Annotated in this window: 21 protein-coding genes and 1 other RNA gene; 7 read left to right on the top strand and 15 right to left on the bottom strand. The window is 55.0% G+C overall.

Annotated features, from left to right (window positions below; translation table 11 throughout):
* Positions 1-226 precede the first annotated feature (226 nt).
* The 10 genes from araH to smc all read right to left on the bottom strand — a co-directional run bounded on the left by araH (position 227) and on the right by smc (position 13,611).
* Positions 227-1,195 carry an L-arabinose ABC transporter permease AraH gene (gene araH / locus B3729_RS09360; protein ID WP_010794805.1) on the bottom strand — a complete coding sequence of 323 codons (969 nt, stop codon included), beginning with the start codon at positions 1,193-1,195 and terminating at the stop codon, positions 227-229.
* A gap of 60 nt (positions 1,196-1,255) precedes the next feature.
* Positions 1,256-2,776 carry an L-arabinose ABC transporter ATP-binding protein AraG gene (araG, locus tag B3729_RS09355; protein WP_073450838.1) on the bottom strand — a complete coding sequence of 507 codons (1,521 nt, stop codon included), beginning with the start codon at positions 2,774-2,776 and terminating at the stop codon, positions 1,256-1,258.
* A gap of 81 nt (positions 2,777-2,857) precedes the next feature.
* A complete protein-coding gene (locus B3729_RS09350) occupies positions 2,858-3,871 on the bottom strand; it encodes a substrate-binding domain-containing protein (RefSeq protein WP_010794807.1) in 1,014 nt (337 codons plus the stop codon).
* A gap of 189 nt (positions 3,872-4,060) precedes the next feature.
* On the bottom strand, positions 4,061-4,927 hold the full coding sequence (locus B3729_RS09345) for an SMP-30/gluconolactonase/LRE family protein (protein WP_286787688.1): 867 nt from the start codon (positions 4,925-4,927) through the stop codon (positions 4,061-4,063).
* Between the two features lie 39 nt (positions 4,928-4,966).
* The gene (locus B3729_RS09340; protein ID WP_286787687.1) at positions 4,967-5,662 is read right to left on the bottom strand and encodes a FadR/GntR family transcriptional regulator; all 696 of its coding nucleotides are present in this window, start codon (positions 5,660-5,662) and stop codon (positions 4,967-4,969) included.
* Positions 5,663-5,874: 212 nt separating this feature from the next.
* Positions 5,875-6,066, bottom strand: a complete 192-nt coding sequence (locus B3729_RS09335) for a hypothetical protein (protein ID WP_010794811.1) — start codon at positions 6,064-6,066, stop codon at positions 5,875-5,877.
* Between the two features lie 341 nt (positions 6,067-6,407).
* Positions 6,408-6,504: signal recognition particle sRNA small type (gene ffs, locus B3729_RS09330), an RNA gene on the bottom strand.
* Positions 6,505-6,639: 135 nt separating this feature from the next.
* The gene (ligA, locus tag B3729_RS09325; protein ID WP_286787686.1) at positions 6,640-9,027 is read right to left on the bottom strand and encodes an NAD-dependent DNA ligase LigA; all 2,388 of its coding nucleotides are present in this window, start codon (positions 9,025-9,027) and stop codon (positions 6,640-6,642) included.
* A gap of 100 nt (positions 9,028-9,127) precedes the next feature.
* A complete protein-coding gene (gene zipA / locus B3729_RS09320) occupies positions 9,128-9,994 on the bottom strand; it encodes a cell division protein ZipA (protein WP_239382829.1) in 867 nt (288 codons plus the stop codon).
* 128 nt (positions 9,995-10,122) lie between these two features.
* On the bottom strand, positions 10,123-13,611 hold the full coding sequence (gene smc / locus B3729_RS09315; RefSeq protein ID WP_286787685.1) for a chromosome segregation protein SMC: 3,489 nt from the start codon (positions 13,609-13,611) through the stop codon (positions 10,123-10,125).
* Positions 13,612-13,694: 83 nt separating this feature from the next.
* Here smc and B3729_RS09310 point away from each other — a divergent pair, with 83 nt between their 5' ends.
* Positions 13,695-14,531, top strand: coding sequence for an ion transporter (locus B3729_RS09310; RefSeq protein WP_286787684.1), 837 nt, complete (start codon positions 13,695-13,697; stop codon positions 14,529-14,531).
* 56 nt (positions 14,532-14,587) lie between these two features.
* On the top strand, positions 14,588-15,580 hold the full coding sequence (locus B3729_RS09305; protein WP_286787707.1) for a sulfate ABC transporter substrate-binding protein: 993 nt from the start codon (positions 14,588-14,590) through the stop codon (positions 15,578-15,580).
* A 56-nt stretch (positions 15,581-15,636) separates the two neighbouring features.
* Here B3729_RS09305 and nfuA read toward each other — a convergent pair whose 3' ends face one another.
* Complete coding sequence (gene nfuA, locus B3729_RS09300; RefSeq protein ID WP_286787683.1) at positions 15,637-16,221, bottom strand: Fe-S biogenesis protein NfuA; 585 nt, start codon at positions 16,219-16,221, stop codon at positions 15,637-15,639.
* Between the two features lie 219 nt (positions 16,222-16,440).
* On the opposite strand from nfuA, the gene B3729_RS09295 reads away from it, so the two are divergent.
* Positions 16,441-16,980, top strand: coding sequence for a ferritin-like domain-containing protein (locus tag B3729_RS09295; protein ID WP_150347105.1), 540 nt, complete (start codon positions 16,441-16,443; stop codon positions 16,978-16,980).
* A gap of 54 nt (positions 16,981-17,034) precedes the next feature.
* Here the strand turns inward: B3729_RS09295 and B3729_RS09290 are convergent, their stop codons facing one another.
* The gene (locus B3729_RS09290; RefSeq protein WP_286787682.1) at positions 17,035-17,988 is read right to left on the bottom strand and encodes a GGDEF domain-containing protein; all 954 of its coding nucleotides are present in this window, start codon (positions 17,986-17,988) and stop codon (positions 17,035-17,037) included.
* Positions 17,989-17,991: 3 nt separating this feature from the next.
* The gene (locus B3729_RS09285; RefSeq protein ID WP_150347103.1) at positions 17,992-18,954 is read right to left on the bottom strand and encodes a response regulator; all 963 of its coding nucleotides are present in this window, start codon (positions 18,952-18,954) and stop codon (positions 17,992-17,994) included.
* 173 nt (positions 18,955-19,127) lie between these two features.
* On the opposite strand from B3729_RS09285, the gene metH reads away from it, so the two are divergent.
* Both metH and B3729_RS09275 read left to right on the top strand, forming a co-directional pair.
* Positions 19,128-22,838, top strand: a complete 3,711-nt coding sequence (gene metH, locus B3729_RS09280) for a methionine synthase (RefSeq protein ID WP_286787681.1) — start codon at positions 19,128-19,130, stop codon at positions 22,836-22,838.
* A 70-nt stretch (positions 22,839-22,908) separates the two neighbouring features.
* Positions 22,909-23,232, top strand: coding sequence for a DUF5629 family protein (locus B3729_RS09275; RefSeq protein WP_286787680.1), 324 nt, complete (start codon positions 22,909-22,911; stop codon positions 23,230-23,232).
* 9 nt (positions 23,233-23,241) lie between these two features.
* On the opposite strand, the gene B3729_RS24635 is transcribed toward B3729_RS09275, so the two are convergent.
* Complete coding sequence (locus B3729_RS24635; protein WP_349677899.1) at positions 23,242-23,736, bottom strand: tyrosine-type recombinase/integrase; 495 nt, start codon at positions 23,734-23,736, stop codon at positions 23,242-23,244.
* 12 nt (positions 23,737-23,748) lie between these two features.
* On the bottom strand, positions 23,749-24,102 hold the full coding sequence (locus B3729_RS24630) for a phage integrase N-terminal SAM-like domain-containing protein (RefSeq protein ID WP_349677898.1): 354 nt from the start codon (positions 24,100-24,102) through the stop codon (positions 23,749-23,751).
* A 263-nt stretch (positions 24,103-24,365) separates the two neighbouring features.
* Between B3729_RS24630 and B3729_RS09265 the strand changes: the two genes are divergently transcribed.
* Positions 24,366-25,031 carry a hypothetical protein gene (locus B3729_RS09265; RefSeq protein ID WP_286787679.1) on the top strand — a complete coding sequence of 222 codons (666 nt, stop codon included), beginning with the start codon at positions 24,366-24,368 and terminating at the stop codon, positions 25,029-25,031.
* Positions 25,032-25,053: 22 nt separating this feature from the next.
* Positions 25,054-25,521, top strand: a complete 468-nt coding sequence (locus B3729_RS09260) for a hypothetical protein (RefSeq protein ID WP_286787678.1) — start codon at positions 25,054-25,056, stop codon at positions 25,519-25,521.
* Positions 25,522-25,751: the final 230 nt, after the last annotated feature.

Below are 25,751 nucleotides of genomic sequence, written 5' to 3'. Positions count from 1 at the left end.
GATGGGTTTGCCCTGGAACTCATGGTCCGGGATGCCCTGGTTCTTCATCCAGCTGCGATACATGAAGCCGTTCTTGTCGGCATTGCCAAACCACTGGGCCGAGCGCAGGGTGGTCTTTTTTGTGGACATGATGGATGTCTCTTATCTATGGGATAGGCCGGGTCACAGGCAAAAGCGACCCCATCGGCACGTGTCAGCACGCGTGCCGTGGGGTCTCCATTAGGTATCAGCGCTGCTTGAAGCGGTCGATTACAACGGCCAGCAGCAGAATCGTTCCACGGATGACGTATTGGTAGAACGTGTCGATATTTTTGAGGTTCATGGCGTTCTCGATCACTGCCAGGATCAGCACGCCAGCAATGACGTGACGAATCATGCCGATACCACCGGCCAGCGACACCCCTCCCAACACACATGCCGAGATCACGGTCAGCTCGAACCCCTGCCCTATCATCGGCTGGCCGGAGGTCATACGCGACGCCAGAACCACGCCCGCTAACGCACCGATCACACCCTGCATGGCAAAGATGATGATCTTGGTACGATCAACGTGTACACCTGCCAGCAAGGCGGCTTCTTCGTTACCACCGATAGCCAGCGTGTTGCGTCCAAACGTGGTGTAGTTGAGCAGCCAGCCAAAGAACAGGATGCATACCAGTGTGATCAGAATCGGCACCGGAACACCAAACATCTGACCATTACCAAAGATAAAGAACTTCTCCTCCATTACGCCTACGGCCTTGCCGTTGGAAAAGATGTAACCCAGTCCGCGCACAATCTGCATGGTCGCCAAGGTTGTGATCAAGGCATTGATCTTGAGTTTGGCAATGACCAGCCCATTGATGAGTCCTACGCACAACCCCATTGCCAGTGCAGCGGTTACCCCTAGCGCCACGCTATTGAATTCACGCATTACTACCGCTGCGACGACGCCCGCACAGGCAATGACCGAGCCTACAGACAGGTCAAAATGCCCAGATGCCAGACAGAACAACATGGTGCAGGCGACGATCCCCGTTGTGGAGATTGCCAGCCCTAGCCCTCGCATGTTGAGCGGCGAAAGAAAGTTATCGATAAACAAGGTACAGAGAACAAAGATCGCCAGGGCCGCCAGCATCATCGCCCAGTCATCAATAAAACGGCGAGTATCAAAGCTACGGCGCGGTGCCGCCAAGGCGTTGTTTTGCGTGGACATGGAACACCTCAATTGTTTTTGTATTTCGAAGCCTTCAAGGCAACGCAGGCTTGTTACATATCAGGCGCGTGTACGGGGCAATGCGAGCTCCAGCAAACGCTCTTCGGTCGCCTCGGCACGTGCCAGCTCACCCGTTACAGCTCCTTCACTCATGACCATGATGCGGTCCGCAACCCCCATGACTTCCATGAGATCGCTCGACACCACAATCACTGCAATGCCTTTGGCCGCCAGCGAGTGAATGATCTGGTAGATTTCGGATTTCGCACCGATATCGATGCCGCGTGTAGGTTCGTCCAGCAGCAACACCTTCATGGGCATGGACAGCCAGCGCCCCAGGATGGCCTTCTGCTGGTTACCGCCCGAAAGGTTCTTGATCTTTTGGTAAGGCGTAGGTGTTTTTACATTCAATGCGCGGATCTGCTTTTCAGCGTTTTCCTTTTCCCAGCGGCTTTGAAGCAGACAGCTCCAGGTTGCATGCCGCGGACGTGCGCTGATATTGATGTTTTCGGCCACGCTGCCCAGCGGAACGATGCCTTCTTTCTTACGATCCTCGGGACAGAGCAGGATGCCAGCAGCAATGGCATCACGTGGGTTGCGAAGCGTCAGCGCCTCGCCCTTGAGCTTGAGCACGCCCGCACTGTGCCGTTCAAGACCTGATAGCAGGCGGAGCAACTCGGTACGCCCTGCTCCAACCAGCCCGAAGAGCCCAAGGATTTCACCCTGGCAAACCTCAAAGCTGACTGGCTGCTGCAGACCACGCCCCATTAGGCCGGATACGTTCAAACAACCTTCGCCCTTTTCACGGGGACGATAGTCATAGATATCGTCCAGACTACGTCCTACCATGCAGGTGATCAGCTGATCCGGCGTGGTTTCACTCATGCGCTCGAATGTGCGCACATGACGTCCATCCTTGAAGATCGTGACGGCATCGCAGATATGGAAGACTTCTTCCATTCGGTGCGAAACATAAAGAATGACTTTTCCCTCATCGCGCAAACGCGCAATGATTGCCATCAGCCGCTCGGTTTCACGGGCAGACAGGCTGCTGGTGGGCTCATCGAATGCAATTACATGGGCGCCACGAGACAAGGACTTGGCAATTTCCACCAACTGCCGTTGCCCCAGGGACAGACGCCCGACGCGCGTATTCGGATCGATTTCCTCCGCTAGGCCTTTCAGCAATTGCAGAGCCTGTTGACGAAGACGCCCACGGTTAACAATGCCGTAGCGGGCCGGCAAGTGACCCAGAAACAGGTTCTCAGCCACAGTCATTTCCGGAACGAGTTGAAGTTCCTGGTGAATCACGGCTACGCCATTACGGATACTGTCCGCCGTGTTCTTGAAGACCATATCACGATCACCAATGCGCAGATGACCGCTACTGGGCTGGTAATAGCCACCCAGAATCTTGAGCAATGTTGACTTGCCTGCACCGTTTTCCCCCATCAGGGCATGTACGGAGCCGGGGCGAGCCGTGAAGTTGATGTCGGACAGCGCCTTGACGCCAGGAAACGTCTTACCAATGCCCTGGAACGCAAGGCTTTCGCCCTGCACCGACTGCTGTAATGCTTCCATATCACCTCCTAAAGCGACGCCATACAGGCGTCGCAAGGTTGCAAGGAGTCCGTCAGGCGGACCGGATAATGCAGGAGACGGTTATTTCCAGAGCCCGATCTTTTCGAGTTCCTGTTGGAAGTTTTCGCGTGTGATCAGCGTAACCTTGTCCATGGCGGTGTACTTGGGCGGCTCTTTGCCGGTAGTCACCCATTCGTACATCATGGTGGCGGTCTGGTAGCCCTCTTCGTGTGGGCTGGGAAGCATCGAGCCGAAGAATCCGCTGTTGGGCTTTTTCAACTCACCGATAGCATCTGTACCGTTGATGCCGATTCCGATCACGTTTTCAGCACTGAAACCGGCACTTTCAGTCGCTCTCACACCACCCAGCACTGTGTTGTCATTCATACCACCTACGATCAGGTGCTTGGCGCTACCCGGTAGCTTGACGAGTGCGGAGCTGGTGGCATCCATGCTGCCGGGGACATCCAGCGTCTTTTGCGGAGCATAAATGATGTGGTCCTCTGGCAGACCGGCGTCACGCAACGCCTTTACAGAGCCGTCGGTACGCTGCTTTCCGGTATCTAGCTCATTGAAGGTGTTGATGACCGCGTAAGTTTCATCCCACTTCCAGTTGCGCTTCTTGGCTTCAGCGGCCATTGCCTCGCCCTGTTGACGCCCTACATCAAAAGCGGCCATGCCCAGGTAAGGCACGTCTTCCATGAACTTTCCATCGGAGCCGACAAAGCGATCATCCACGGCCATGACTTTCAAGCCATTGATCTTGGACTTGGCCACGATGGCTGGGCCGAGGGAAACATCAGGCGGACAAATGACAAAGCCTTTAGCACCGTTAGCCGCCAGGCTATCGATAGCGGAAAGCGTTTTTTCACCATCAGGTACAGCAATCTTGAGGAGGGTAAAGCCTTTGTCTTTCGCAGCTTTTTCTGCAAAAGCCCATTCGGTTTGGAACCAAGGCTCTTCAGGTTGCTTGACGAGAAAACCGATCTTTACTTCTTCGGCATGGGCGACCGAAGCCGCAGATAACGAAAGGCCCAGCGCACCAGCTGCCAAGGCAGATTTCACCAGGGAAGAAATCCCACGGCCACGAAACATAGCTACCTCCTTATTTTTATTGAATAGCTAGCGTGTACTGCAACAAATTGTGCTGACACCTGACTGATATAATAAGACAGGCCAGGTGAAACAGTCATATCATAATATGATTGGACTCGACCGACTGCAACTCTTCCTTGAGCAATCAAAAAAAGAGAAGCGCTGGATCACAAATCGAGTCGCTTAACGTCAACCCATGAAGCGATGGCACGGCATCCCGGCCACATCCACACGCGCATAAAGCACAGAACCATCCAGAGGCTGATCACCTGCCGCACTCGTGACATAGAGCGTCTTGAGGTCGTGTCCGCCAAACACACAACTGGTGGGCCGGGACACCGGTAGCTCTATAATCGTGTCGACACAACCGTCTGGAGCAAATCGAATCAGACAGTGGCCATCCCAGCGCGCATTCCAGACATATCCCTGCGAATCCATGGCAGACCCATCCGGATGACCACGCTCATGGGCCTGCGCCCAAACTGTTCTTTCGCCAAGCCCCTTGGCACCAATAGTATGACGGTAGATCACGCTTTCCAGCGTATCGGCGGTGTAAACGCAATCCCCCTCTGTACTCCAGAGTAGCGTGTTGGCAATGCCGATATCGCTGGCCAGACGAGTGACCCTCGCATCAGGACCGATATGAAACAATCCACCTGAACGACGGGTGATCGGCAGGTCTTCGCCCTGCTCACCTATATTGTTCTGCATGCTGCCTAACCACAGATTCCCTGCCGCGTCGCAGCGCGCCTCATTGGCACGGTTCCCCTCAATAGGATCCGGTACGCAGAACAGTGAAAGTGAAGGTGCATGCGGTGGTGACTCCAGATCCAGGCGGTGAACACCACTGACCATGGTCAGCAACGCATCTCCGCGTATCGTGGGAATAAAGGCCGAAACAGGCTCGGTCACCTGCCATTCAGAGTAATGCCCCCCCTCCAGTCGACAGGCTTTCTTACCTACGATATCCACCCAGTACAACGCCTGGGTGAGCTCATCCCAAAAAGGACCTTCCGCTAATTTAAAGCGATGGGATATAACCGGTTGCCACTCCATAAAGCATCCTTATTTGTAGTTATGAATGCACAGCTCACGCTAACTACTAGCCTGAGCATATTTAGAAATCGTGACAGCAGCCTTGTCGATCAACGTCATGCATGCCCAAACGCCCCAAGAGGAATCTCGCGCAGCAATGGCATCCGCCAGCTCCTTGTGCAAGGGCAGTGTTCGTTGCAACTCTGAAGGATCGACAGACGAAATCTGAAAGGAAACGGCAAGCAAGGCGCCTAGCGCGGGCACCATTTGCTCGATGAACTGGTTGTGACTGGCCGCCAGGACGCACTCATGGAAGTGCTGGTCGGCACTGTTGTAATCTCCACCTGAAAGCGAAGCTTCCAACGCTGTATAGGCTGCCTGGACGCGCCTGATCTGCTCAGGTGTTGCACGCTCGCAAGCCCAGCGCACAGCCACTGGCTCAATAGCACGCCGTAAATCAAGCAGATCCTTGACGAAATTCTCGGGCAAGCCGCCACGACTCAACCATGCCACCACCTGGGGATCGAAGAGATTCCACCGATTTAGAGGTAATACACGGCTTCCCACCTTGGGGCCCACCTCGATCATGCCCTTGGCGACCAGTGTCTTGATGGCCTCCCGCACGACCGTTCGACTGACACCCAACTCCTCACCAAGATCCGCCTCGACTTTCAGCGCATCCCCAGGCTTGAATTGCCCGGAAGCGATCAAGCTACCCAGTTTATCTACGGCTGATGCGTGAAAATTATTCGACATTCAGACCTCGCCCTCGCCTGCTCTGACCTACAAGCATCTTAACGACTGTTGAAGGCCGTTGCTCGATCAGCGCAAAGACGTATTGTTATTGATAGAAAGCGCTCTAATCATCATATGATTAGACGAGGCAACTGAAAAGAAAAATAAGGAGGGCGGTTATTGCGCACAGCTGTGCAGCTGCCAATCAGCCGCACAGATGCTAGAGAAAACTATCAGACGTTAAGACGGAACCACACCCCGCCCCATTGCTCTGCTTCGCATTTAGCTTCCTGCTCGTTGTTGAACTCCGAAATGATTCCTCCATGTGCATAAACCACAGCCCATGCCTCCTGCACAGTTTTCTGAATGATAGATACGAATGAAACAGGCTCTTCTGGGGATACTGATGTCTGGATGCTTTCCATTTTTTGCTCATCCTTTGAATTTTATTATTGCAGCCCTTTCCTCATCCTTTTGTAGAAAGGACTACTGGATGCACGCTGAACAATATTCTTTGACAAGCAGGTCAGAACAACACATACAGACAAGCGCTGCAGTACAACTAGGACCTACGTCACGCTGTAGAAATGAAATACGTTAATTAATTCAATCTTAAGCGTGAAAAATTGTGACAGACAGACGAGCGGTAGCAAAGTGCCTTCATGGCAAAAGACTATTGCTAAACGCGAGAATATCTGCCCGTAAGAGCAGCAAATTCGAGAAGTTGATTAGAGAGTCAAGCTGAACGCTTTAAGAATGGAGGTGGCCCCACCAGCCACACCCCGGCACACGATGTCACCGCTACGGCTGCTTCCTTCCGGACCTGACCGGGTTCACGGCTGATCGTTGCGGGGGGACCGGCAGGACCACCATAACGAACGTCACCAACAGGTGAGGCGCATCATTCTACTCACTTGAGCAGAAGTTACAAGCTTTTCAGTCATTTAGCGGATAATTAATAAGATGGCGCCTTCTGGATGGAGGGCGCCGTCTTATTTTCAGCTCACCTCGAAGCTGGCCAGACGATCAAGCAGAGCCTGCTCATCCAGTACCGTAACACCTAGCTCGGTTGCCTTGGTCAGCTTTGATCCAGCGCCCGGACCTGCTACGACACATGTGGTTTTGGCAGATACCGATCCGGAAACCTTAGCGCCAAGCGCCTCGAGCTTTTCCTTGGCTACATCTCGACTCATCGCCTCTAGCGTTCCTGTCAGCACCCACGTCTGACCTGCTAGCGGCAACCCTTCCACTTGTGTCCTTTCGCTTTCCCAATGCATGCCAAATTCGCGCAGCTGTACCTCAATCATTCGCGCGCGCTCTGCATGTTCAGCCTGACTGAAGAAATCGCGCACGGCATTCTTGGCTCTTTCGTTCAAGCCCTTCATGGCGCTCAGATCCAGCCAGTCGGCAGTAATCAACGCTTCCAGCGTCTTGAAGTGACCGGCGAGATTTTTAGCGCCGGTTGCCGCTACATAAGGAATACCCAGCTTCTCGATGAAATCGGCAAACGTGGCGTAGCCAGCGAACTCAGGATGAAGCTCACCCTCCTCCTGAACCTGCACGCCATTACGCAACAAATCACCAATGACATTCTGGTTGTGCTCTTCCTCGAAGAAGTTATGGATCTCGTACGCGACCTCATAACCAATATCGGGTAAGTAGATCAGCACTTCCGGCAAGGCCCGCTGAATACGCTCCAGACTCCCGAACGTACGTGCCAGCAGCTTGGCAGTTTCCTCGCCGACATCGGGGATGCCCAAGGCAAAAATGAAACGTGCCAGCACAGGCGTTCGGCTGTTCGCGATAGCGCTGAGCAGGTTTCTGGTCGAGATTTCCGCAAACCCCTCCAGCTGGATGACCTGCTCAAAGGTCAACGCATACAGATCAGCTGGTGACTTGACCATACCCCGGTCTACCAGCTGCTCGATAATCTTGTCGCCCAGCCCATCGATTTCCATCGCACGGCGTGACGCAAAATGAATGATGGACTGCTTGAGCTGCGCCTGACAGACCAGGCGACCTACGCAGCGATAGACAGCGCCCACGCTGACCGATTCTCGTCCCTTGCCTCGCTTGACGAGCTGTGTCCGCTCCACTTCCGAGCCGCAGACGGGACAATGGGTCGGCACTGCTACAGGCCGAGCATCTGCCGGACGACGCTCAAGCACCACCTGCATGACCTGAGGAATAACATCGCCTGCACGGCGAATGATGACAGTATCGCCAATCATCACGCCCAGCCTTTCGACCTCATCCATATTGTGCAGGGTTGCATTGGTGACCGTAACGCCGCCCACTTGAACCGGCTTGAGACGAGCAACAGGCGTGATGGCGCCCGTACGGCCCACCTGAAACTCGACGTTGGTAAGCTCCGTCAGCTCCTCACGGGCTGGAAACTTGTGGGCAATCGCCCAGCGCGGCTCTCTGGCCCGGAAGCCCAGCTCCTTCTGCCAGTCGATACGGTTAACCTTGAAGACGACGCCATCGATTTCATAAGCGAGCCCATCACGTCGCTCGCCAATATCATGGTAGTAATCACGGCACGCCTGAGCACCTTTGGCCAGCTTCAGCTCCTTGCTGATTGGAATGCCCCACTTGCGAACCGACTGCAAGATCTCGTATTGAGTATTTGGCAGCGTTCCGCCCTCTACCCGCCCGTAGCCGTAACAGCAGAATTCGAGCGGGCGCTTGGCAGTAATACTGGAGTCGAGCTGGCGCAAACTGCCCGCGGCGGCATTACGTGGGTTCGCAAAGGTCTTTCCACCAGCCTCCATGGCGCGCTCATTCAAGGCTTCGAAACCGGCCTTGGACATAAAGACTTCGCCCCGCACCTCGAGCACCTCCGGCCAACCACTGCCCTGCAGCTTGAGCGGGACGTTGCGGATAGTACGCACGTTGGCGGTGATGTCCTCGCCTGTCGTGCCGTCACCACGGGTCGCCCCGCGAACAAGCACGCCCCGCTCATACAACAGGCTTACCGCCAGGCCGTCGAGCTTGGGCTCACAGGTGTATTCAATTTCTGCCGTCCGGCTGAAAAGATTGTTACCGTTATGACTGCCAAGCTCATCAGCCAGCCCGTCCCGTACGCGGCGATCAAATTCGAGCAAATCCTTTTCTTCAAAGGCATTCCCCAAACTTAGCATGGGGACTTCATGGCGAATCGTCCCGAAAGCCGACAGGGCGGAGCCACTCACCCGCTGCGTGGGAGAGTCAGGCGTAATCAGCTCAGGGTGCTCGGCCTCAAGCACCTTGAGCTCACGAAACAGCCGATCGTATTCGGCATCCGGAACACTGGGTTCATCCAGAACATAGTAACGGTAATTATGCGCATCGATTTCGCTGCGCAAAGAAGCGATCCGCTCGGCGGCATCTTGGGCTTGGGTCATGCTGTTCTCTCTCTAGCACCAAGGCTGGACGTCATGTCCAGCAACAGGCAGAAACAAAAAGAGCAGCATAAGCTGCTCTTTAATCGACTCTGAAATCGGCTCAGCGTTTCTGAGTCAGGCTCTTGCGTTCGAAGTCGATGATACGCTGGCGGTAGTGCTCGATGGTCTGTGCCGTCATGACGCTACGCTGCTCGTCCTTCAATTCGCCGTTAAGCTCGGAGGCCAGCTTGCGAGCGGCAGCCACCATCACTTCAAACGCCTGCTTGGGATGCCGCGGGCCTGGAAGGCCTAAAAAGAAGCTTACGGCCGGCGTGCGGAAGCTATCGATGTTGTCCAGATCAAACGTACCTGGCCGTACGGCATTGGCCATGGAGAAAAGCACTTCGCCGTTGCCGGACATACTCTCGTGACGATGGAAGATATCCATGTCACCGAAGCGCAGGCCACTTTCCAGAATATTCTGCAACAGAGCCGGACCGCGAAAGCCGTTCTCATCACGTGAAATCACGTTGATGACCAACACCTCTTCTACGGGCGGCAGCTCCTTGCGCTCTTTGCGCGGCTCTTCCATCGCAGACAGGTCCGGCTCGGCATCGACGATGTCCTTGCGGGCCTTGCCTTTGCTACGAGCCGGTGCCTCATCGTCATCCGCCAGGGCACTGAACTGGGGCTCGGCGCCACCCAGCTCCAGCTCTTCCGCAACAGGCTCTTCGCGGCGCTTGCGAGCAACACGACTTGGGCGAGGCGCTTCTTCCTCGCTATCAAAAGACGGCTCCTTATGTTCGACCACACGAGACGGCCCTAGTAGTTCTGAACTACCGCCCTCATCGGACTGGCCGGAGAGATTGTTGTCCAGGCGAAACTTGAGTTTCCCTTTCCCGCTCATCCGTCGCCAGCCATCGAAAAGTATGCCGGCGATTACGATAATGCCGATGATGATCAGCCATTCGCGCAGACCGATATCCATGTAAGACGCATACCTCTGTCAAAAATCAACTTCGCGCTCGCCATTTGCCCATGCATAGCAAAATGCCAAACGCCCAAAAACGGGCATAAACTAGCACGCCCGCCACCAACTTTACACCGTCTGTCGTATCAAGCTTCAGCCAAAGCAACAGCTTCTTCGACATCGACGGCCACCAAACGCGAACAGCCCGGTTCGTGCATCGTCACGCCCATCAGCTGATCGGCCATTTCCATGGCGATCTTGTTGTGTGTGATATAGATGAACTGCACTTTTTCGGACATTTCCTTCACCAGCCGCGCGTAGCGGCCAACGTTGGCATCGTCCAGAGGCGCATCCACTTCGTCAAGCATGCAGAATGGCGCTGGATTGAGCTGAAAAATCGCAAAAACCAACGCGATTGCCGTCAATGCCTTCTCACCACCCGACAAAAGATGAATCGTGCTGTTCTTCTTGCCCGGCGGACGCGCCATGATCGCAACCCCGGTATCGAGTAAATCTTCTCCCGTAAGTTCCAGATAGGCGTGTCCGCCGCCAAAAACTTTTGGAAACAAGGCCTGAAGGCCATTATTGATCTGATCGAATGTTTCCTTGAAACGATTGCGCGTTTCACGGTCGATCTTACGAATCACGTTTTCGAGCGTTTCCAAGGCCTCAACAAGATCATCGTTTTGCGCATCCAGGTAGCGCTTGCGCTCGGATTGCTGCTGATACTCCTCGATGGCTGCCAAGTTAATGGCACCCAGGCGTTGAATACGCGCATTCAGCGCCTCCAACTGGGCCTCCCATGCCGATTCGGTGGCATCCTCAGGCAATGTAGCCACTACGGTCTGCAGGTCATACCCCTCTTCATGCAGCTGCTCCTGAAGGGTTTTACGGCGCACGGACAGCCCCTGCCACTCAAGCCGCTGCTGCTCCACCTGACTGCGCACCACCTGCGCCTGCTGCTCGGCCTGGGTACGGCGGCGCTCGGACTCACGCAGCTCACGATCCGCCTCCTCCAGAGCCATGCGCGCGCATCGCAGCTCCTCATCGACACTCATGCGGCGCTCAAGCAATTCTTCGAGTTTCAACCTGAGCTCCTCAATCGGTGCAGAGCCCTCTTCCAGGTTGAGACTAAGCTGCTCACGTCGCTCGTCGAGCCGAGCCGCCTGCAGCAGCAGACGCTCTAGTGCCTGCTGTGTAGAGTCATGCTGGGCTTTGAGCGACCCCAGCCTTACAGCCAGCTGATGAGCCTGCTCCTTATGCTGCCTCGCCTCCTGACGAGCCCGATCCAGCCGCTCGCGTAGCGTCTCGCGCTGAGCGATCAACAGGTCGCGACGCTCGGTATCGGCAGCCATAGCATCCAATGCATCCTGAAGGCTCAGTCGTGCCTCACCAATCTGCTCGGTCTCGATAGCGCGTTGCTCTGCCATTTCAACCCGCTCTTCTTCAAGCCGCTTTCGGCGCAGTCCAAGCTGCTCGGCCTTGACCTGCCGTGCCGACAGCTGAGCCCTGACTTCACCCTGGCGGCGGCTCTCTTCCTGAGATCGACGGCGGACCGTTTCGCGGTTGCGCTCCAGTTCTGCCAACTGCTCCTGCGCCTGCTCAAACGCCTTCTGCCCCTCACTCAGTCGGTGTTCCAGCTGAGCACGCTCAGCGTGTAAACGCTCAAGCTCCTGGCCGCGCACCAGCACACCGCTTTCCGCCTCGCTGGAGCGTTGTATTCGCAAGAAGTGACGGGATACCCAATACCCGTCTCGACTGACAAGGCTCTGCCCGTCAGCAAGCCTCTGCCGCTGCGCCAGTGCGTCCTCAAGGGTCTCCACTGGAAATACATTGCCCAGCCAGGGCGACAGATCATGTGGGGCTTCGACTTTATCCAACAAGCTCCCTGGCGTTGCAGGCGCTACATGCCCAGGTGTTACCAGGCGCAGCTCGCCCTGCTCGAATGCAGCCAGGTCGAGACCGGAAAGATCATCCAGGCAAACCGCCTGCAAATCAGCGCCCAACACCGTTTCAACGGCTCTTTCCCAGCCTGACTCAACCCGAACACCCTCGGCCAGGCGGCTACGCTCATGCAGATCATGCAGGCGCATCCAGTCATCTGCCCCTTTTCCAGGATCGAGCGCAGCCTGCTGCAAGGCCTCCAGGGAGACAATACGTCCCTCCAGACGCTGTAACTCACCTTGCGTTGCGGCCTGCTGGGCAGTCACGACCTGTAGCTGCTCTCGACTGATAGCCAGCTGCTCGGTGACCTCTGTTTCTTCCTGGGCGAGGTCCTCGAGAATCAACTCGATTCCAGCTAGCTCTTCGCTGAGCTCGAGCAACGCCGCGTCTTCAGGATCCGCCGCCAGTTGCGTCAGCTCATCGCGCAGTCGTCGCTCGCGCTCCATGAGCCGTTCCAGGCTTTGTTCCCAGTGACGAATACGGGACTGTTGAATATCGGCCTCACGTTGAGGCGCTGCACTGTGCTGGTTGAAGCTGTCCCACTGCTGCTGCCACGCTTGCATGGCCTGCTCGGACGCCTCCAGCGCCAGGGCAGATTCTTCAGCAGAAGCTGCGCTCATTTCCTGCTCGGGCTCCAGCATGGCCAGCTCTTCGGCCAGGGTAGCAAGAAGCGCCTGGTCATTACCCAGATGTGCGGCGGTTTCTTCCCGAGAGCGCTCGGCTTCACGCAAATCATCCTGCAGCTGACGCAAGCGCTGCTGGCCGTGCTGAATGCTCTGCTCGACCCGCGCAATGTCTCCACCAACCGAATAGAAGCGCCCCTGCACCTGATTGAACCGCTCGGACAAATCATGATGGCTGTCTCGCAGTCGCTCAATACTGGCATCAGCACTGCGCTGCTCAGCAACCAACGCTTCGAGCGCTACCTCCTGATTGCCAATGACGCGCTCACGCTGCTGCACCAGCTCATCCAGATCGCGCCAACGAAGTGCTCCCAGTTGGGCACGAAGCTGACGCTCTTCCGCCTTGTACTCCTGATATTTCTCGGCAGCCTGCGCCTGTCGGTGCAACCGTTCGAGTTGCCGTTCAAGCTCTTCACGCAGGTCCGTCAGGCGTGCCAGGTTTTCCTGGGTACGGCGAATACGGCTTTCCGTTTCACGACGGCGCTCCTTGTACTTGGAGATTCCCGCCGCTTCTTCGATGTAATTGCGCAAATCCTCTGGACGAGCCTCGATCAGCTTGGAAATCATCCCCTGCTCGATGATCGAATAACTGCGCGGGCCAAGCCCTGTGCCCAAAAAGATATCAGTGATGTCGCGACGACGGCATTTGGTACCGTTGAGAAAATAGGTATTCTGCCCGTCCCGAGTTACCCGTCGGCGAATGGAAATTTCCGCATAGCTGGCATACTCACCGACTAGGGAGTTGTCCGAATTATCGAAAATCAGCTCGATTGAAGCCTGGGTAACCGGTTTGCGGCTGTTCGAGCCGTTGAAGATGACATCGGTCATCGACTCGCCGCGCAAGTTCTTTGCCGAGCTTTCGCCCATGACCCAGCGCACGGCGTCGATGATATTCGATTTGCCGCATCCGTTCGGCCCTACGACTGCCGACATATTGCTGGGGAAATTAACGGTTGTCGGGTCTACAAATGATTTGAAGCCCGCCAACTTGATGGATTTTAGCCGCATGCGCCCTTCCTTCGCGTGCCTTCATTACCGGCATGGCGAGAAGACACAAGGGTGCGATTTTAACATTAGAAGGAGTCTATGCCATGGCCGACGCTCAGCGCCTGCGCCGACGTCTGGAGATCATCATCTTCCACTCCACCACCGCTCCGGGACGCTGGTTCGATGAAGCCCTCCTGTTTACCATCCTAGCCAGCCTGGTGGTGGTCATGCTTGATAGCGTGGCGGAGATCCATGCTAAATATGACGAAATATTGTCCCTGTGTGAATGGGCGTTTACCGTCCTGTTCACCATCGAATACCTGCTAAGGCTATACAGCGCACGAAAACCTGCGAAGTATGCCTTCAGCTTTTTCGGCATCGTGGACTTGCTGGCGATACTGCCCAGCTTTATTGCGCTCTTTGTGCCTAGCGCTCAATACCTGCTGGTGATCCGTATCCTGCGCCTGCTCAGAATATTCAGGATTCTAAAGCTGCGTCAGTACCTGAATCAGGCCAACTTTCTGGTGACAGCCTTAAGGGGCAGCCGGCAAAAGATCATCGTCTTTTTGCTGAGTGTTCTGACGATGGTGACGCTGTTCGGCTCCCTGATGTACGTAGTGGAAGGGCCGGAAAACGGCTACACCAGTATTCCCAAGAGCATCTACTGGGCTATCGTGACCCTGACAACCGTAGGATTTGGCGACATGGTTCCGCAGACTGCTTTGGGTCAGGCTATCGCGAGCTTCGTCATGATCTGCGGTTATTCAATCATCGCGGTGCCTACTGGCATTTTTACCGCTGAGCTTTCCAATGCCATTCGAGGCGAGAACAGTATCCACAAGCCGTGCGGGGCGTGTGGCAAGGAACTCCACGAAGCACAGGCATCGTTTTGTAGCCGCTGTGGAAACTCGCTTTATAAACGAACAGTAATACCGGAATAATGTGGCCTTTCTAGAGCGGGACGCTCTGATAACAACCGATAAGAGACATCACCATGATAAAAAAGCTCTTCGCTCCGCTACTGGCGGCCGGCCTGCTCCTGGGAGGTGCTGCGAATGCAGCGCCCCTGCTGAACGTTTCCTACGATGTGATGCGAGACTTCTACAAGGAATACAACCCGGCTTTCCAAAAGCACTGGAAAGAGACCCATGACCAGAATATAACCATTCAGATGTCTCATGGTGGCTCCAGCAAACAGGCCCGCGCCGTCATTGATGGCTTACCTGCGGATGTCATCACCATGAACCAGGCCACCGACATTAACGCCCTGGCCGACAATGGCGGGCTGATCCCCAAGAACTGGGCCGAGCGCCTACCGAATAACAGCGCTCCATTCACCTCCGCTACCGTCTTTATCGTTCGCAAAGGCAACCCAAAGGGCATCAAGGACTGGCCTGACTTGGTCAAGGAGGGTACGGAAGTCATCATTCCAAACCCCAAAGTCACAGGTAACGGACGTTACTCCTACCTGTCCGCCTGGGGATACGTTTTGAAAACCGGAGGCGACGAGGCCAAGGCCAAAGCCTTTGTGGGCGAGCTGTTCAAGCATGTTCCAGTTCTGGATACAGGCGGTCGCGCTGCTACCACGACCTTCATGCAAAATCAGATTGGCGATGTGCTGCTGACCTTTGAAAACGAGGCCGAAATGATTGCGCGCGAATTTGGTCGCGGTAACTTCGAGGTGATCTATCCCAGTGTATCGGCTGAAGCCGAGCCACCTGTGACGGTGGTCGACAAGGTCGTTGACAAGAAAGGCTCACGCGAAGTGGCTGAGGGATATCTCAAGTATCTCTGGTCGGAAGAAGGTCAGCGTATCGCAGCCGACAACTATCTACGCCCACGCAATGCAGAGATTCTGGCGCAGTATCAGGACCGCTTCCCGAAAGTGGACTTCTTCTCAGTCGAGCAATTGTTTGGTGACTGGCGGACCGTACAGAAAATGCACTTTGCCGATGGCGGCGTCTTTGACCAGATCTATACCCCGCACTAACTAGCAGGCGGCATAAAAAAGGCGGCTCGTAGCCGCCTTTTTTTCGCAAAACCCTATCAGTAATAGGCGTTTTCGCGATTGCTATGATCGGTTACGTCACGAACGCCTTTCAGGTCCGGGATACGCTCGATCAAGGTACGCTCGACGCCATCCTTGAGCGTCAGGTCAACCTGACCGCAGCCCTGGCAGCCGCCTCCAAAACGCAACACGGCAACTCCGTCTTCTACCACCTCAACCAGACTCACCATACCGCCGTGGCTGGCCAGACCGGGATTGATTTCAGTCTGCAGGTAATAATTGATGCGCTCGCTGATCGGGCTGTCTTCGCTGATCATCGGCACCTTGGCGTTGGGCGCCTTGATGGTCAGCTGACCACCCATGCGATCCTGGGCATAGTCGACGATGGCATCTTCCAGGAAGGGCTCGCTGATCGCATCGATCCAGGCGGTAAAGTCCTTCAGACCAAACGACGTATCTTCCGGCTTCTGCTCGCCCGGCTTGCAGTAGGCAATACAGGTCTCGGCGTACTGGGTTCCCGGCTGCGTAATGAAAATGCGAATGCCGATACCGGGAATGTTTTGCTTTTCAAGCAGGCCAGCCAGGTAATCCTGGGCGGCTTCAGTAATGGTGATAGCGCTCATTTCTACTCCTCGCTTACCTGGGCGCAGTGTACGCCAGAGCGGCCTACGGTTAAAGACTTACTAGTTTAGTAGGATAAATGGCACCTGTGCTTGATTCTTTCAAGCCCGACCCGCCGATAAATCTTGGACAAAACTTTTACCAGACGTGGGAATCACATCTGGACAGGCCCCGACAGAGGGCCATCCCAGATGGACCGTGAAGCCTAAGAGGAATGCCCCATGCTGACCAACCAACCCTTTCTGACCGATATCGAAACCATTCGCCAACGAGCCCGCCAACACATTGAAGACGGCCCCATCACCGAGGGCTATAGCGCCGATCGCGAAACTATTATCAAGCTCCTTAACGACTCACTTGCGACCGAGATCGTATGCACGCTGCGCTACAAGCGTCATTACTTTATGGCTACCGGTATCAAGGCCAGCGTTGCGGCTGCCGAGTTTCAGGAGCATGCCGACCAGGAACAAGAGCACGCCGACCGCCTGGCCGAGCGTATCGTGCAGTTGGGCGGCGAGCCTGATTTCAACCCTGAGGGTCTGCTCACCCGCTCGCATGCCCAATATGCCGAAGGTCACGACCTGCGTGACATGATCAAGGAAGACCTGATTGCCGAGCGCATCGCCATCGATACCTATCGCGAGATCGTGCAGTACATCGGTGATAAGGATCCAACCACACGGCGCATCTTTGAAGACATCCTGGCCCAGGAAGAAGAACACGCCGATGACATGGCTGGCTTACTGCAAGGCCTGGATTGATCAGCACCGCACATCAAAAGCCCGCTTGAAACAGCGGGCTTTTTTATCGCTTACTCATACGCCCGAATAGACCGTAACCTGATTGCGGCCATTATGCTTGGACTGGTAGAGCGCCTGATCGGCACGCTCCAGCAACACCTCATGGCTCTCTACGGGCAGGCTCAGGTCGGCAATGCCCAGGCTGATCGTAAAGGTAATCTGCTTACCTTCGTGCTCCACCTTCAGTTGCTCAGCCTGCTGGCGCAAGCGTTCTGCAAATATCTGGGCGCCACTGGATGGCGTATCCGGCATCAGAATGACGAACTCCTCACCGCCATAGCGCCCCGCCCTGTCGGTTGCCCGAATATGGCCGTTAATCAGATTAGCCAGAGCCTGGATAACCTTGTCGCCTCCCGGATGACCGTAGGTGTCGTTGATCTTCTTGAAATGATCGATATCAAGAATCACCAGCCCGACATTGCAGCGGTAGCGCAAATGACGCGCGAATTCATGCTTCAGGCATTCATCCCAGAAGCCACGATTGAACAGTCCGGTCAGCCGGTCGGTTCGTGACAACTGCTCCAGCTGACCATTGACCGACTGCAGCTGACGCGTGTTGGTCGCAACCCGTGTCACATCATAGATAATGATACCGATGTAACCCACTCCGCCTCGCGTGTCACGCAGCGGCAGAATAGTGACATTCTGGTACATGTAATCTTCCAGCCCTGTAATAGGCTGATAGTTCTTGAACTTGACCAGATAAGGCCGCTGCTCCCAGATGGTGAACATCGGCGTGCCCAGCATGGCCACACCTTCGACCTTGTAACGGAACCAGTCCTCGTCCATTTCAGGGAAAAGCGAGAATAGTAGCTTGCCCTGCGCATCACTCGGGACGATTCCCGAATGGTTTTCCATGAAACTGTTCCAGACTTCCACTTCATACTTGCGATTGATCACCAGCACACCAACATCGATGTGCTGCACGATATCCAGCATCCAGTGAAGATCGTCGAGTTCGATCGCCATGTATCAATCCATCATGTAATTGATTTTGTTAGTAAGCCGCTTGACCGAGTCTTCGGTAAACAGCAGCAGCAAATCAAAATGTATGTCATGCCCTTCGAGGCTATAGCTCACCTCGACAGCCAGGGTCTTCTTCCAGCGCTGGCGATTGACCTGAATCAGATTCTCAAGCGCCGTATGTTGCCCCAGAATCATCGGGTGCCCCTGCGAGAAGCGCACATCGATCTGCTCCGACAAACCGCTCAAGCACGCCCCAATCAGGATACTGGCCAAGTCGAGCAGCATCTCCATCTGATCATTGTTTTGCGTGCTGCCACTGCGGAGCAGCGTTACCATGTCCTTGACTTCCGAATCATGGAAAATCAACAAGGCCTCGCCCGCAATGCCGTTACCGATAAACCCCTGGCAGACCGCTGTGACACGGCTGCCACGCTGCACATCGGCCAGCGCCATATGCAGCTCGCCTACCTCAAGGATGTTGACGTTGGGAATCGGAAGCTGCACGAACACATTGAGCACCTTGGCCAGCAACGCTGCCGCGCGACCAATGGACACGTTGACCACTTCACGGAAGGCATCACGAAAGCTGACATCAGGATCAGGACGATCCTCCATGACGGCTTCTTTGTTGGGTGCAGATCCAAGCAAGCCATGCTGCAGCAGCAGTGCCTTGAGCTGCTCAGCATCGGCTGGCTTTTTCAGAAACGCCAGTGCACCCAACTCCAGCACGCGTCGTATGGCCTCTTCCTGAACGTCGCCAGAAACCACGATCACGTTGCACTTGATGTTTTCAGCCCGCATCGCTTCCAGCGTCTGATAACCGTCCATGACGGGCATGGTCAGGTCTAATAACATGACCTGGACCTTGCCCTGACGCAGCACGTTAAGCGCCTCACTCCCGTTGGTCGCCTGTGTTATGTCCACAGACCACTCGGGAGGTAAGGCACGAATCAGCTGCTTTCGTGCCATGGCAGAATCATCACAAACCAGTAGCGGGGTCGCAGTCACAATCGATACTCGTTAAAAATGGAAGCGTTGTTACTTGAAGATAGCTCATATATCAGATGACCAAAGCAGTCTTCGTGCCATCTGACAGCTTTGCTATCATCCCTTTTTTGTCGCTGTAATCTGGATACCTGCCCATGATCGATCGCGCCGCACGCTTCTCCGCCCTGCAAACCGCACTCAAGGAGCGCATCCTTATTCTGGACGGCGGTATGGGTACAATGATCCAGAGCTACAGACTGGAAGAGGCCGATTACCGGGGCGAACGCTTCGCTGACTGGCCTAGCGATGTCAAAGGCAACAACGACCTCCTGCTTCTGACTCGCCCTGATGTCATTCAGGCGATCGAAAAAGCCTATCTGGATGCAGGCGCCGATATCCTCGAGACCAATACATTCAACGCTACGCGCGTTTCCCAAGCCGACTACGGTATGGAAGCGCTGGTGTATGAGCTGAACGTGGAAGGTGCACGGCTGGCGCGTCAAGTTGCTGACACAAAGACAGCCGAAACGCCAGATAAACCACGGTTTGTTGCAGGCGTCCTTGGTCCAACCAGCCGCACCTGCTCCATCTCGCCAGACGTGAACAATCCCGGCTACCGGAATGTGACATTCGATGAGCTGGTGGAAAATTACACTGAGGCCACGCGCGGTCTGATCGAAGGTGGCGCGGATCTGATTCTGATCGAAACGATCTTCGACACCTTGAACGCCAAGGCAGCGATCTTTGCAGTACAGGCCGTATTCGAGGAAGTCGGCTTTGAATTGCCGATCATGATCTCCGGTACGATCACCGATGCCTCCGGTCGCACCTTGTCCGGCCAGACCACTGAGGCCTTCTGGAACTCGGTCCGCCATGCCAAGCCTATCTCGGTCGGCCTCAACTGCGCGCTAGGCGCGAAAGAACTCCGCCCCTATCTAGAAGAGCTGGCCGCCAAAGCTGAAACCCACGTTTCAGCCCACCCGAACGCTGGCTTGCCTAACGCCTTTGGCGAGTACGACGAAACGCCTGCACAAATGGCTGAGGTGGTTGAAGAGTTCGCGGCCAGTGGCTTTTTGAATATCGTAGGCGGTTGCTGCGGCACCACGCCCGGCCATATCCAGGCGATTGCCGAGGCGGTAGCCAAATACCCACCGCGCGCCCTACCAGAGATCCCGCGTGCTTGCCGCCTGTCCGGCCTTGAGCCATTCACCATTGATCGCACGTCCCTCTTCGTAAACGTAGGCGAGCGAACCAACATCACCGGGTCTGCCAAGTTTGCCCGTCTGATTCGCGAAGAGAACTATGCCGAGGCACTGGACGTAGCCCGCCAACAGGTAGAGGCCGGCGCCCAGGTCATCGATATCAACATGGACGAAGGCATGTTGGACTCGAAAGCGGCCATGGTCACTTTCCTGAACCTGATTGCTTCCGAGCCGGACATCTCCCGTGTGCCGATCATGATTGACTCCTCCAAGTGGGATGTCATCGAGGCCGGTCTTAAGTGCATCCAGGGCAAGGGCATCGTCAACTCCATCTCCATGAAGGAAGGGGTCGACGCATTCATCCACCACGCCAAGCTTTGCAAGCGCTACGGTGCGGCGGTGGTCGTCATGGCCTTCGATGAAGCGGGCCAGGCCGATACCGAAGCGCGCAAGAATGAAATCTGCGCCCGTTCCTATGACATTCTGGTCAATCAGGTAGGCTTCCCGCCGGAAGACATCATTTTCGACCCGAACATCTTTGCGGTCGCAACCGGCATCGAAGAGCACAACAACTACGCGGTGGATTTCATCAACGCGTGTGCCTTCATCCGGGACAACCTGCCCTACGCCCTCTCCTCCGGCGGCGTCTCCAACGTGTCTTTCTCGTTCCGCGGCAACAACCCGGTGCGTGAGGCCATCCACTCTGTCTTCCTGTATTACGCCATCAAGAACGGCCTGACGATGGGTATCGTCAACGCCGGTCAGCTGGAAATCTATGATGAGATTCCCAAGGAACTGCGTGATCGGGTCGAAGACGTTGTGCTTAACCGCACCCCCAATGGCACCGAAGCGCTAGTGGCCATTGCCGACAAGTACAAGGGTGACGGCTCCGTCAAGGAAGTCGAAACAGAAGAATGGCGCAGCTACCCAGTAGACAAGCGTCTTGAGCATGCACTGGTCAAAGGCATCACGACCTTTATCGTTGAAGATACTGAAGAAGCCCGCCAGCAATGTACCCGCCCTATCGAGGTTATCGAAGGCCCGTTGATGTCCGGCATGAACGTCGTTGGTGACCTGTTCGGCTCCGGCAAAATGTTCCTGCCTCAGGTAGTCAAGTCCGCTCGCGTGATGAAGCAGGCTGTGGCTCATTTGATCCCCTTCATCGAAGCGGAAAAAGGTGACAAGCCCGAGGCCAAGGGCAAGATCCTCATGGCGACAGTAAAAGGCGACGTTCACGACATTGGCAAGAACATCGTAGGTGTGGTGCTGGGCTGTAACGGCTACGACATTGTTGACCTGGGCGTGATGGTGCCGGCAGAAAAAATCTTGCAAACCGCCATCGAGCAGAAGTGCGACATCATTGGTCTCTCTGGCCTGATTACGCCATCGCTGGACGAGATGGTCCATGTCGCCAAAGAGATGCAGCGCCAGGGCTTCAAACTGCCACTCATGATTGGCGGTGCCACGACCTCCAAGGCGCACACGGCCGTCAAGATCGAGCCGCAGTACAGCAACGACGCGGTGATCTATGTAACCGACGCCTCCCGTGCCGTAGGTGTCGCCACCCAACTGCTCTCCAAGGAACTCAAGGCGGGCTTCGTCGAGAAAACCCGTACCGACTATGCTGAAGTCCGTGAGCGCACGGCCAACCGCAGCGCACGCATTGAGCGCCTGAGTTATGAGAAGGCCGTCGCCAACAAGCCACAGTTTAACTGGCTGGGCTATCAGGCACCCAAGCCCAGCTTTACCGGGGTCAAGGTGCTGGATGATATCGACCTGTCCGTACTGGCCGAGTACATCGACTGGACACCTTTCTTTATATCCTGGGACTTGGCAGGTAAATACCCCCGCATCCTGACCGACGAAGTAGTGGGCGAAGCCGCCACTGCCCTGTTCAACGACGCCCAGGCAATGCTGAAAAAGCTGATCGACGAAAAGCTCATCAAGGCGCGTGCCGTGTTCGGCTTCTGGCCGGCCAATCAGATACGTAATGATGACCTAGAGGTCTACAGCGACTCCGGTGAAACTCTGGCAACGCTGCATCACCTGCGCCAGCAGACCATCAAGCCGGACGGCAAGCCCAACTTCTCCCTAGCCGACTTCGTGGCGCCCAAGGAAAGCGGAGTAACCGACTACATGGGCGGTTTTATTACTACTGCCGGTATCGGTGCTGAGGAGCTGGCAAAGAGCTACGAAGCCAAGGGTGACGATTACAACGCCATCATGGTCAAGGCGCTGGCCGACCGTTTGGCCGAAGCCTGTGCCGAGTGGCTCCATGAGCGTGTGCGTAAGGAACATTGGGGTTACGCCAGTGACGAGCAACTCTCCAACGAGGAACTCATCAAGGAACGCTACAAAGGCATCCGCCCTGCTCCCGGCTACCCGGCTTGCCCGGACCACACCGAAAAAGCCACGCTCTTCGCCCTGCTCGACCCGGAGGCGCAGTTCAACCAGGCGGGCCGCAGCGGTGTATTCCTGACCGAACACTACGCCATGTTCCCCGCCGCAGCTGTGAGCGGCTGGTACTTCGCCCATCCGGAAGCGCAATACTTTGCCGTTGGCAAGATCGACAAGGATCAGGTGGAAAGCTACACGCAGCGTAAAGGCCAGGATCTCGCCGTCACCGAACGTTGGCTAGCCCCCAACCTGGGCTACGATAATTAACTAACCTGTAGGGTGGGTTACGCCGCTGGCTGGCCCACCTCTTCCCTCTCCAGATTCTACGTACCTGCCCATGACCACCGAAACGCCCTACCTGCTCGACCAACTCGAACTCGCCGACATGCTCGAAATCGACGGGCTCCATGCGGCCAACTTTACCCTGAACGATGATCTTCTCGACCAAGCCGATGCTGCCGCCGAAGCGGACGAGTCCTTTGAAAGCGAAGAGATCGTCCTGACCATCGAGGCACTGGACGGACGTGAACGCAAGCGCTGGCAGTTCAGCTACAACAGCGTAATGGAGGCCGAGCACGATGCGGCAACAAACAGCTGGCTGATCGAGGACCATCGTCTCGTCTGTTTTGAAGCCATTGGTGCCGACTCCGAAGACGAATAAAAAAGCCGCTTAAACCCGATCCAATGGACTCAAGACGGCCAGCCCACCGCGATTAAGCACGTGGGTATAAATCATGGTGGTTTTTACATCGGCGTGGCCCAGCAGCTCCTGCACTGTCCGAATATCCTGGCCACTCTCCAGCAGATGTGTGGCAAAGCTGTGGCGCAACGTATGGGGCGTAGCCAGCTTAACAATGCCTGCCACCTGAACAGCGCGTTTGAAGCCACGCTGAAGCCTCTGCTCATTGAAGTGATGACGCCTGACGGCACCACTGCGGGGATCAACCGATAAGCCAGAAGCTGGAAACACGTATTGCCAGCCCCACTCCCAGGGTGCTCTAGGGTATTTGCGCGTCAGGGCATCAGGCAGATACACATCACCGCGTCCTTGTGCCACCTCATGCTGATGAAGATGTTTCACATGAGAAAGTTGCGCCTTGAGCGGCTCAATCAAGCGCATGGGTAACACCGTAACCCTGTCCTTCTGGCCTTTTCCGTCACGAATATGGATTTCTCTTCAGCCAAAATCGATATCCTTAACGCGCAGCCTGACAGCCTCCATCAACCGCATCCCTGTGCCATACAGCAAGCTTGAGATAAGCCACGGCTCGTCCTTCAGATTCGCCAGAATCTTCTGCACTTCCTCTATGGATAACACCACAGGTAAACGACTTGGCTTTTTAGCGCGCACAACTTCACCCAGCCAGGGCAAGTCCTGCCGTAATACTTCTTTATAAAGAAACAGAAGCGCAGCCAGCGCCTGATTCTGGGTCGACGCAGCCACGTCTTTATTGACAGCCAGATGAGATAAAAACAACTCGACCTCCGGTGCTCCCATTTCGACCGGATGTCGATAATCATGAAAACGAATGGATCACTTGACCCACTCGCAATAGACGCGCTCCGTTCGGATCGATTAATGTTTGAGCCTGATTTGCTCTCGCACTTGATCCAGCAGTCGTGGCTTCCTTTCCATAACGTATAACTCCTTTATACCGTCAGTGCTCCTCGGAAACGCCCACCCTAGACAGGAAGAATGAAGATGACAAGGAAGGTTATCCGTCAAACGCCTCCAGCGTGTTATCTGTCACATGACGTCTAATAATAGTTATGCGGCGTGTCAGCAGAGGACGTATGCCACTAACACCGGTTCAAGTTAATGATCTAAGCGCCGCAATTGGTGCCTATGCTTTCCCATCTACATACTACGATTTTGTGGCGGGCTCTCCTGTTCACGCGGCAAACATGGCTGCAGTAGAAGCGGCAATCCAAACCATGCTGCTGTCGGAAAATCCTACAATCGCCAAGCAAGGTCTGGCGAACGTGCTCTATTGGGGTTACGCCCAGATTGGATTTGGTTCAACACGAGTTAACCGATTTTTGAATAACGTTACTCTGGCCCAAATTGCCCAATATCAAGCGCTGGTTGCAGCGCATGGCCTGCCAAGCCTTAGGCAACTAAAGGCAGTCGGAATGCCGGAGTACTCAGGAATTTCATTTCTTTCCAAAGTTCTTATGTTTCTAGATCCCACAAACTACTGCGTTCTAGATTTGCAGTTGGCTGGAATGCGGAACGCCCTAGGTGCTCGCTCACTTCATGGTCTTGTTGTACATGGAACAACAATCGGTGCAACGCACCACAATCAGTCGATTTACGACGCATGGCGTGCGGAGTGTGCGGCAATAAGCAATGTGTACTTTGGTGGTGTCTACCGAACGGTAGACGTCGAGCGCGGCTTCTTTCAGCTTGTCCAGGCAGGTAATCTGCCTGCTGCCCAGGCAATTTATGCCGCCGCATAATAATAGTTAGAGAGCCCTGCCAATGAAGAGTCGCCTGACAACCGAAGCTCTTATAATTTTCTTGTTCGGAGGAACACCTCTGATAGCAAGCTACTTGCTAGGCGGAGCTAAAAGCCTCGAAGCAATGATAAAGGCTTTGATAACCAATAATAATTTCCTCATGTATTACTTAATATCTTTGTTCGTGGCTTTTCTTCTTGTTGGCAGTCTGAACTGGCTAACTTGGAAACCAACTGATTCGGCCAGAGAAGCATGGAAAATCATCACAGCAGTTCTCCACGAAGCAGGCTCTGGGGTGCTAAGCATCATAAGAATTGCAGCCGGCGTACTTCTTACCTTCCCCTTAATCTGGCTAATCGCCGAGCCTGAATATTTTAAAATAGAGAAAGTCGCACACCTCATACTTTACGGAATAATTGCATACGTTGAATGCGTAATAATTTCTGGCTGGCATAAAGACATGCAGCGCAGAGCAAGGGTAAATCTCTAACAACGCGCTCAAATCGCTCACTTCGTTCGCTGGGACGGGCTAAAGCCCGCCCCTTAACCAAACGTTATATGCTGGAGCCACATGGACGTATTATTCAGCCTTATACTCCGCTTCCTAGGCTACATAGTAAGCGAGCTACTACTCGGAACCTTCTTCTACGCTATAGGCTGGCCTTTTGTAAAAGCCGCCACACTTGGGAAATACCCCAAACACGAGTGGATGAGCGGATC

The sequence above is a fragment of the Pseudomonas sp. UBA3149 genome (genome assembly GCF_002364655.1).
In the GTDB taxonomy this organism is placed as follows: domain Bacteria; phylum Pseudomonadota; class Gammaproteobacteria; order Pseudomonadales; family Pseudomonadaceae; genus Chryseomonas; species Chryseomonas luteola.
Note: the sequence above shows the minus strand (reverse complement) of the source record. Positions and strands in the feature narration are given on the sequence as shown.

What these genes read in the sequence shown, in the direction of transcription:
- zipA (WP_239382829.1), bottom strand. Translation starts at nt 9,994, where the DNA reads ATGGATATCGGTCTGCGCGAATGGCTGATCATCATCGGCATTATCGTA.
- B3729_RS09345 (WP_286787688.1), bottom strand. Translation starts at nt 4,927, where the DNA reads ATGGAGTGGCAACCGGTTATATCCCATCGCTTTAAATTAGCGGAAGGT.
- B3729_RS09310 (WP_286787684.1), top strand. Translation starts at nt 13,695, where the DNA reads ATGGCCGACGCTCAGCGCCTGCGCCGACGTCTGGAGATCATCATCTTC.
- ligA (WP_286787686.1), bottom strand. Translation starts at nt 9,027, where the DNA reads ATGACCCAAGCCCAAGATGCCGCCGAGCGGATCGCTTCTTTGCGCAGC.
- B3729_RS09285 (WP_150347103.1), bottom strand. Translation starts at nt 18,954, where the DNA reads ATGGCACGAAAGCAGCTGATTCGTGCCTTACCTCCCGAGTGGTCTGTG.
- B3729_RS09265 (WP_286787679.1), top strand. Translation starts at nt 24,366, where the DNA reads ATGCCACTAACACCGGTTCAAGTTAATGATCTAAGCGCCGCAATTGGT.
- B3729_RS09275 (WP_286787680.1), top strand. Translation starts at nt 22,909, where the DNA reads ATGACCACCGAAACGCCCTACCTGCTCGACCAACTCGAACTCGCCGAC.
- araH (WP_010794805.1), bottom strand. Translation starts at nt 1,195, where the DNA reads ATGTCCACGCAAAACAACGCCTTGGCGGCACCGCGCCGTAGCTTTGAT.
- B3729_RS09290 (WP_286787682.1), bottom strand. Translation starts at nt 17,988, where the DNA reads ATGGCGATCGAACTCGACGATCTTCACTGGATGCTGGATATCGTGCAG.
- nfuA (WP_286787683.1), bottom strand. Translation starts at nt 16,221, where the DNA reads ATGAGCGCTATCACCATTACTGAAGCCGCCCAGGATTACCTGGCTGGC.
- B3729_RS09260 (WP_286787678.1), top strand. Translation starts at nt 25,054, where the DNA reads ATGAAGAGTCGCCTGACAACCGAAGCTCTTATAATTTTCTTGTTCGGA.
- B3729_RS09295 (WP_150347105.1), top strand. Translation starts at nt 16,441, where the DNA reads ATGCTGACCAACCAACCCTTTCTGACCGATATCGAAACCATTCGCCAA.
- B3729_RS09340 (WP_286787687.1), bottom strand. Translation starts at nt 5,662, where the DNA reads ATGTCGAATAATTTTCACGCATCAGCCGTAGATAAACTGGGTAGCTTG.
- araG (WP_073450838.1), bottom strand. Translation starts at nt 2,776, where the DNA reads ATGGAAGCATTACAGCAGTCGGTGCAGGGCGAAAGCCTTGCGTTCCAG.
- B3729_RS09350 (WP_010794807.1), bottom strand. Translation starts at nt 3,871, where the DNA reads ATGTTTCGTGGCCGTGGGATTTCTTCCCTGGTGAAATCTGCCTTGGCA.
- metH (WP_286787681.1), top strand. Translation starts at nt 19,128, where the DNA reads ATGATCGATCGCGCCGCACGCTTCTCCGCCCTGCAAACCGCACTCAAG.
- B3729_RS09335 (WP_010794811.1), bottom strand. Translation starts at nt 6,066, where the DNA reads ATGGAAAGCATCCAGACATCAGTATCCCCAGAAGAGCCTGTTTCATTC.
- smc (WP_286787685.1), bottom strand. Translation starts at nt 13,611, where the DNA reads ATGCGGCTAAAATCCATCAAGTTGGCGGGCTTCAAATCATTTGTAGAC.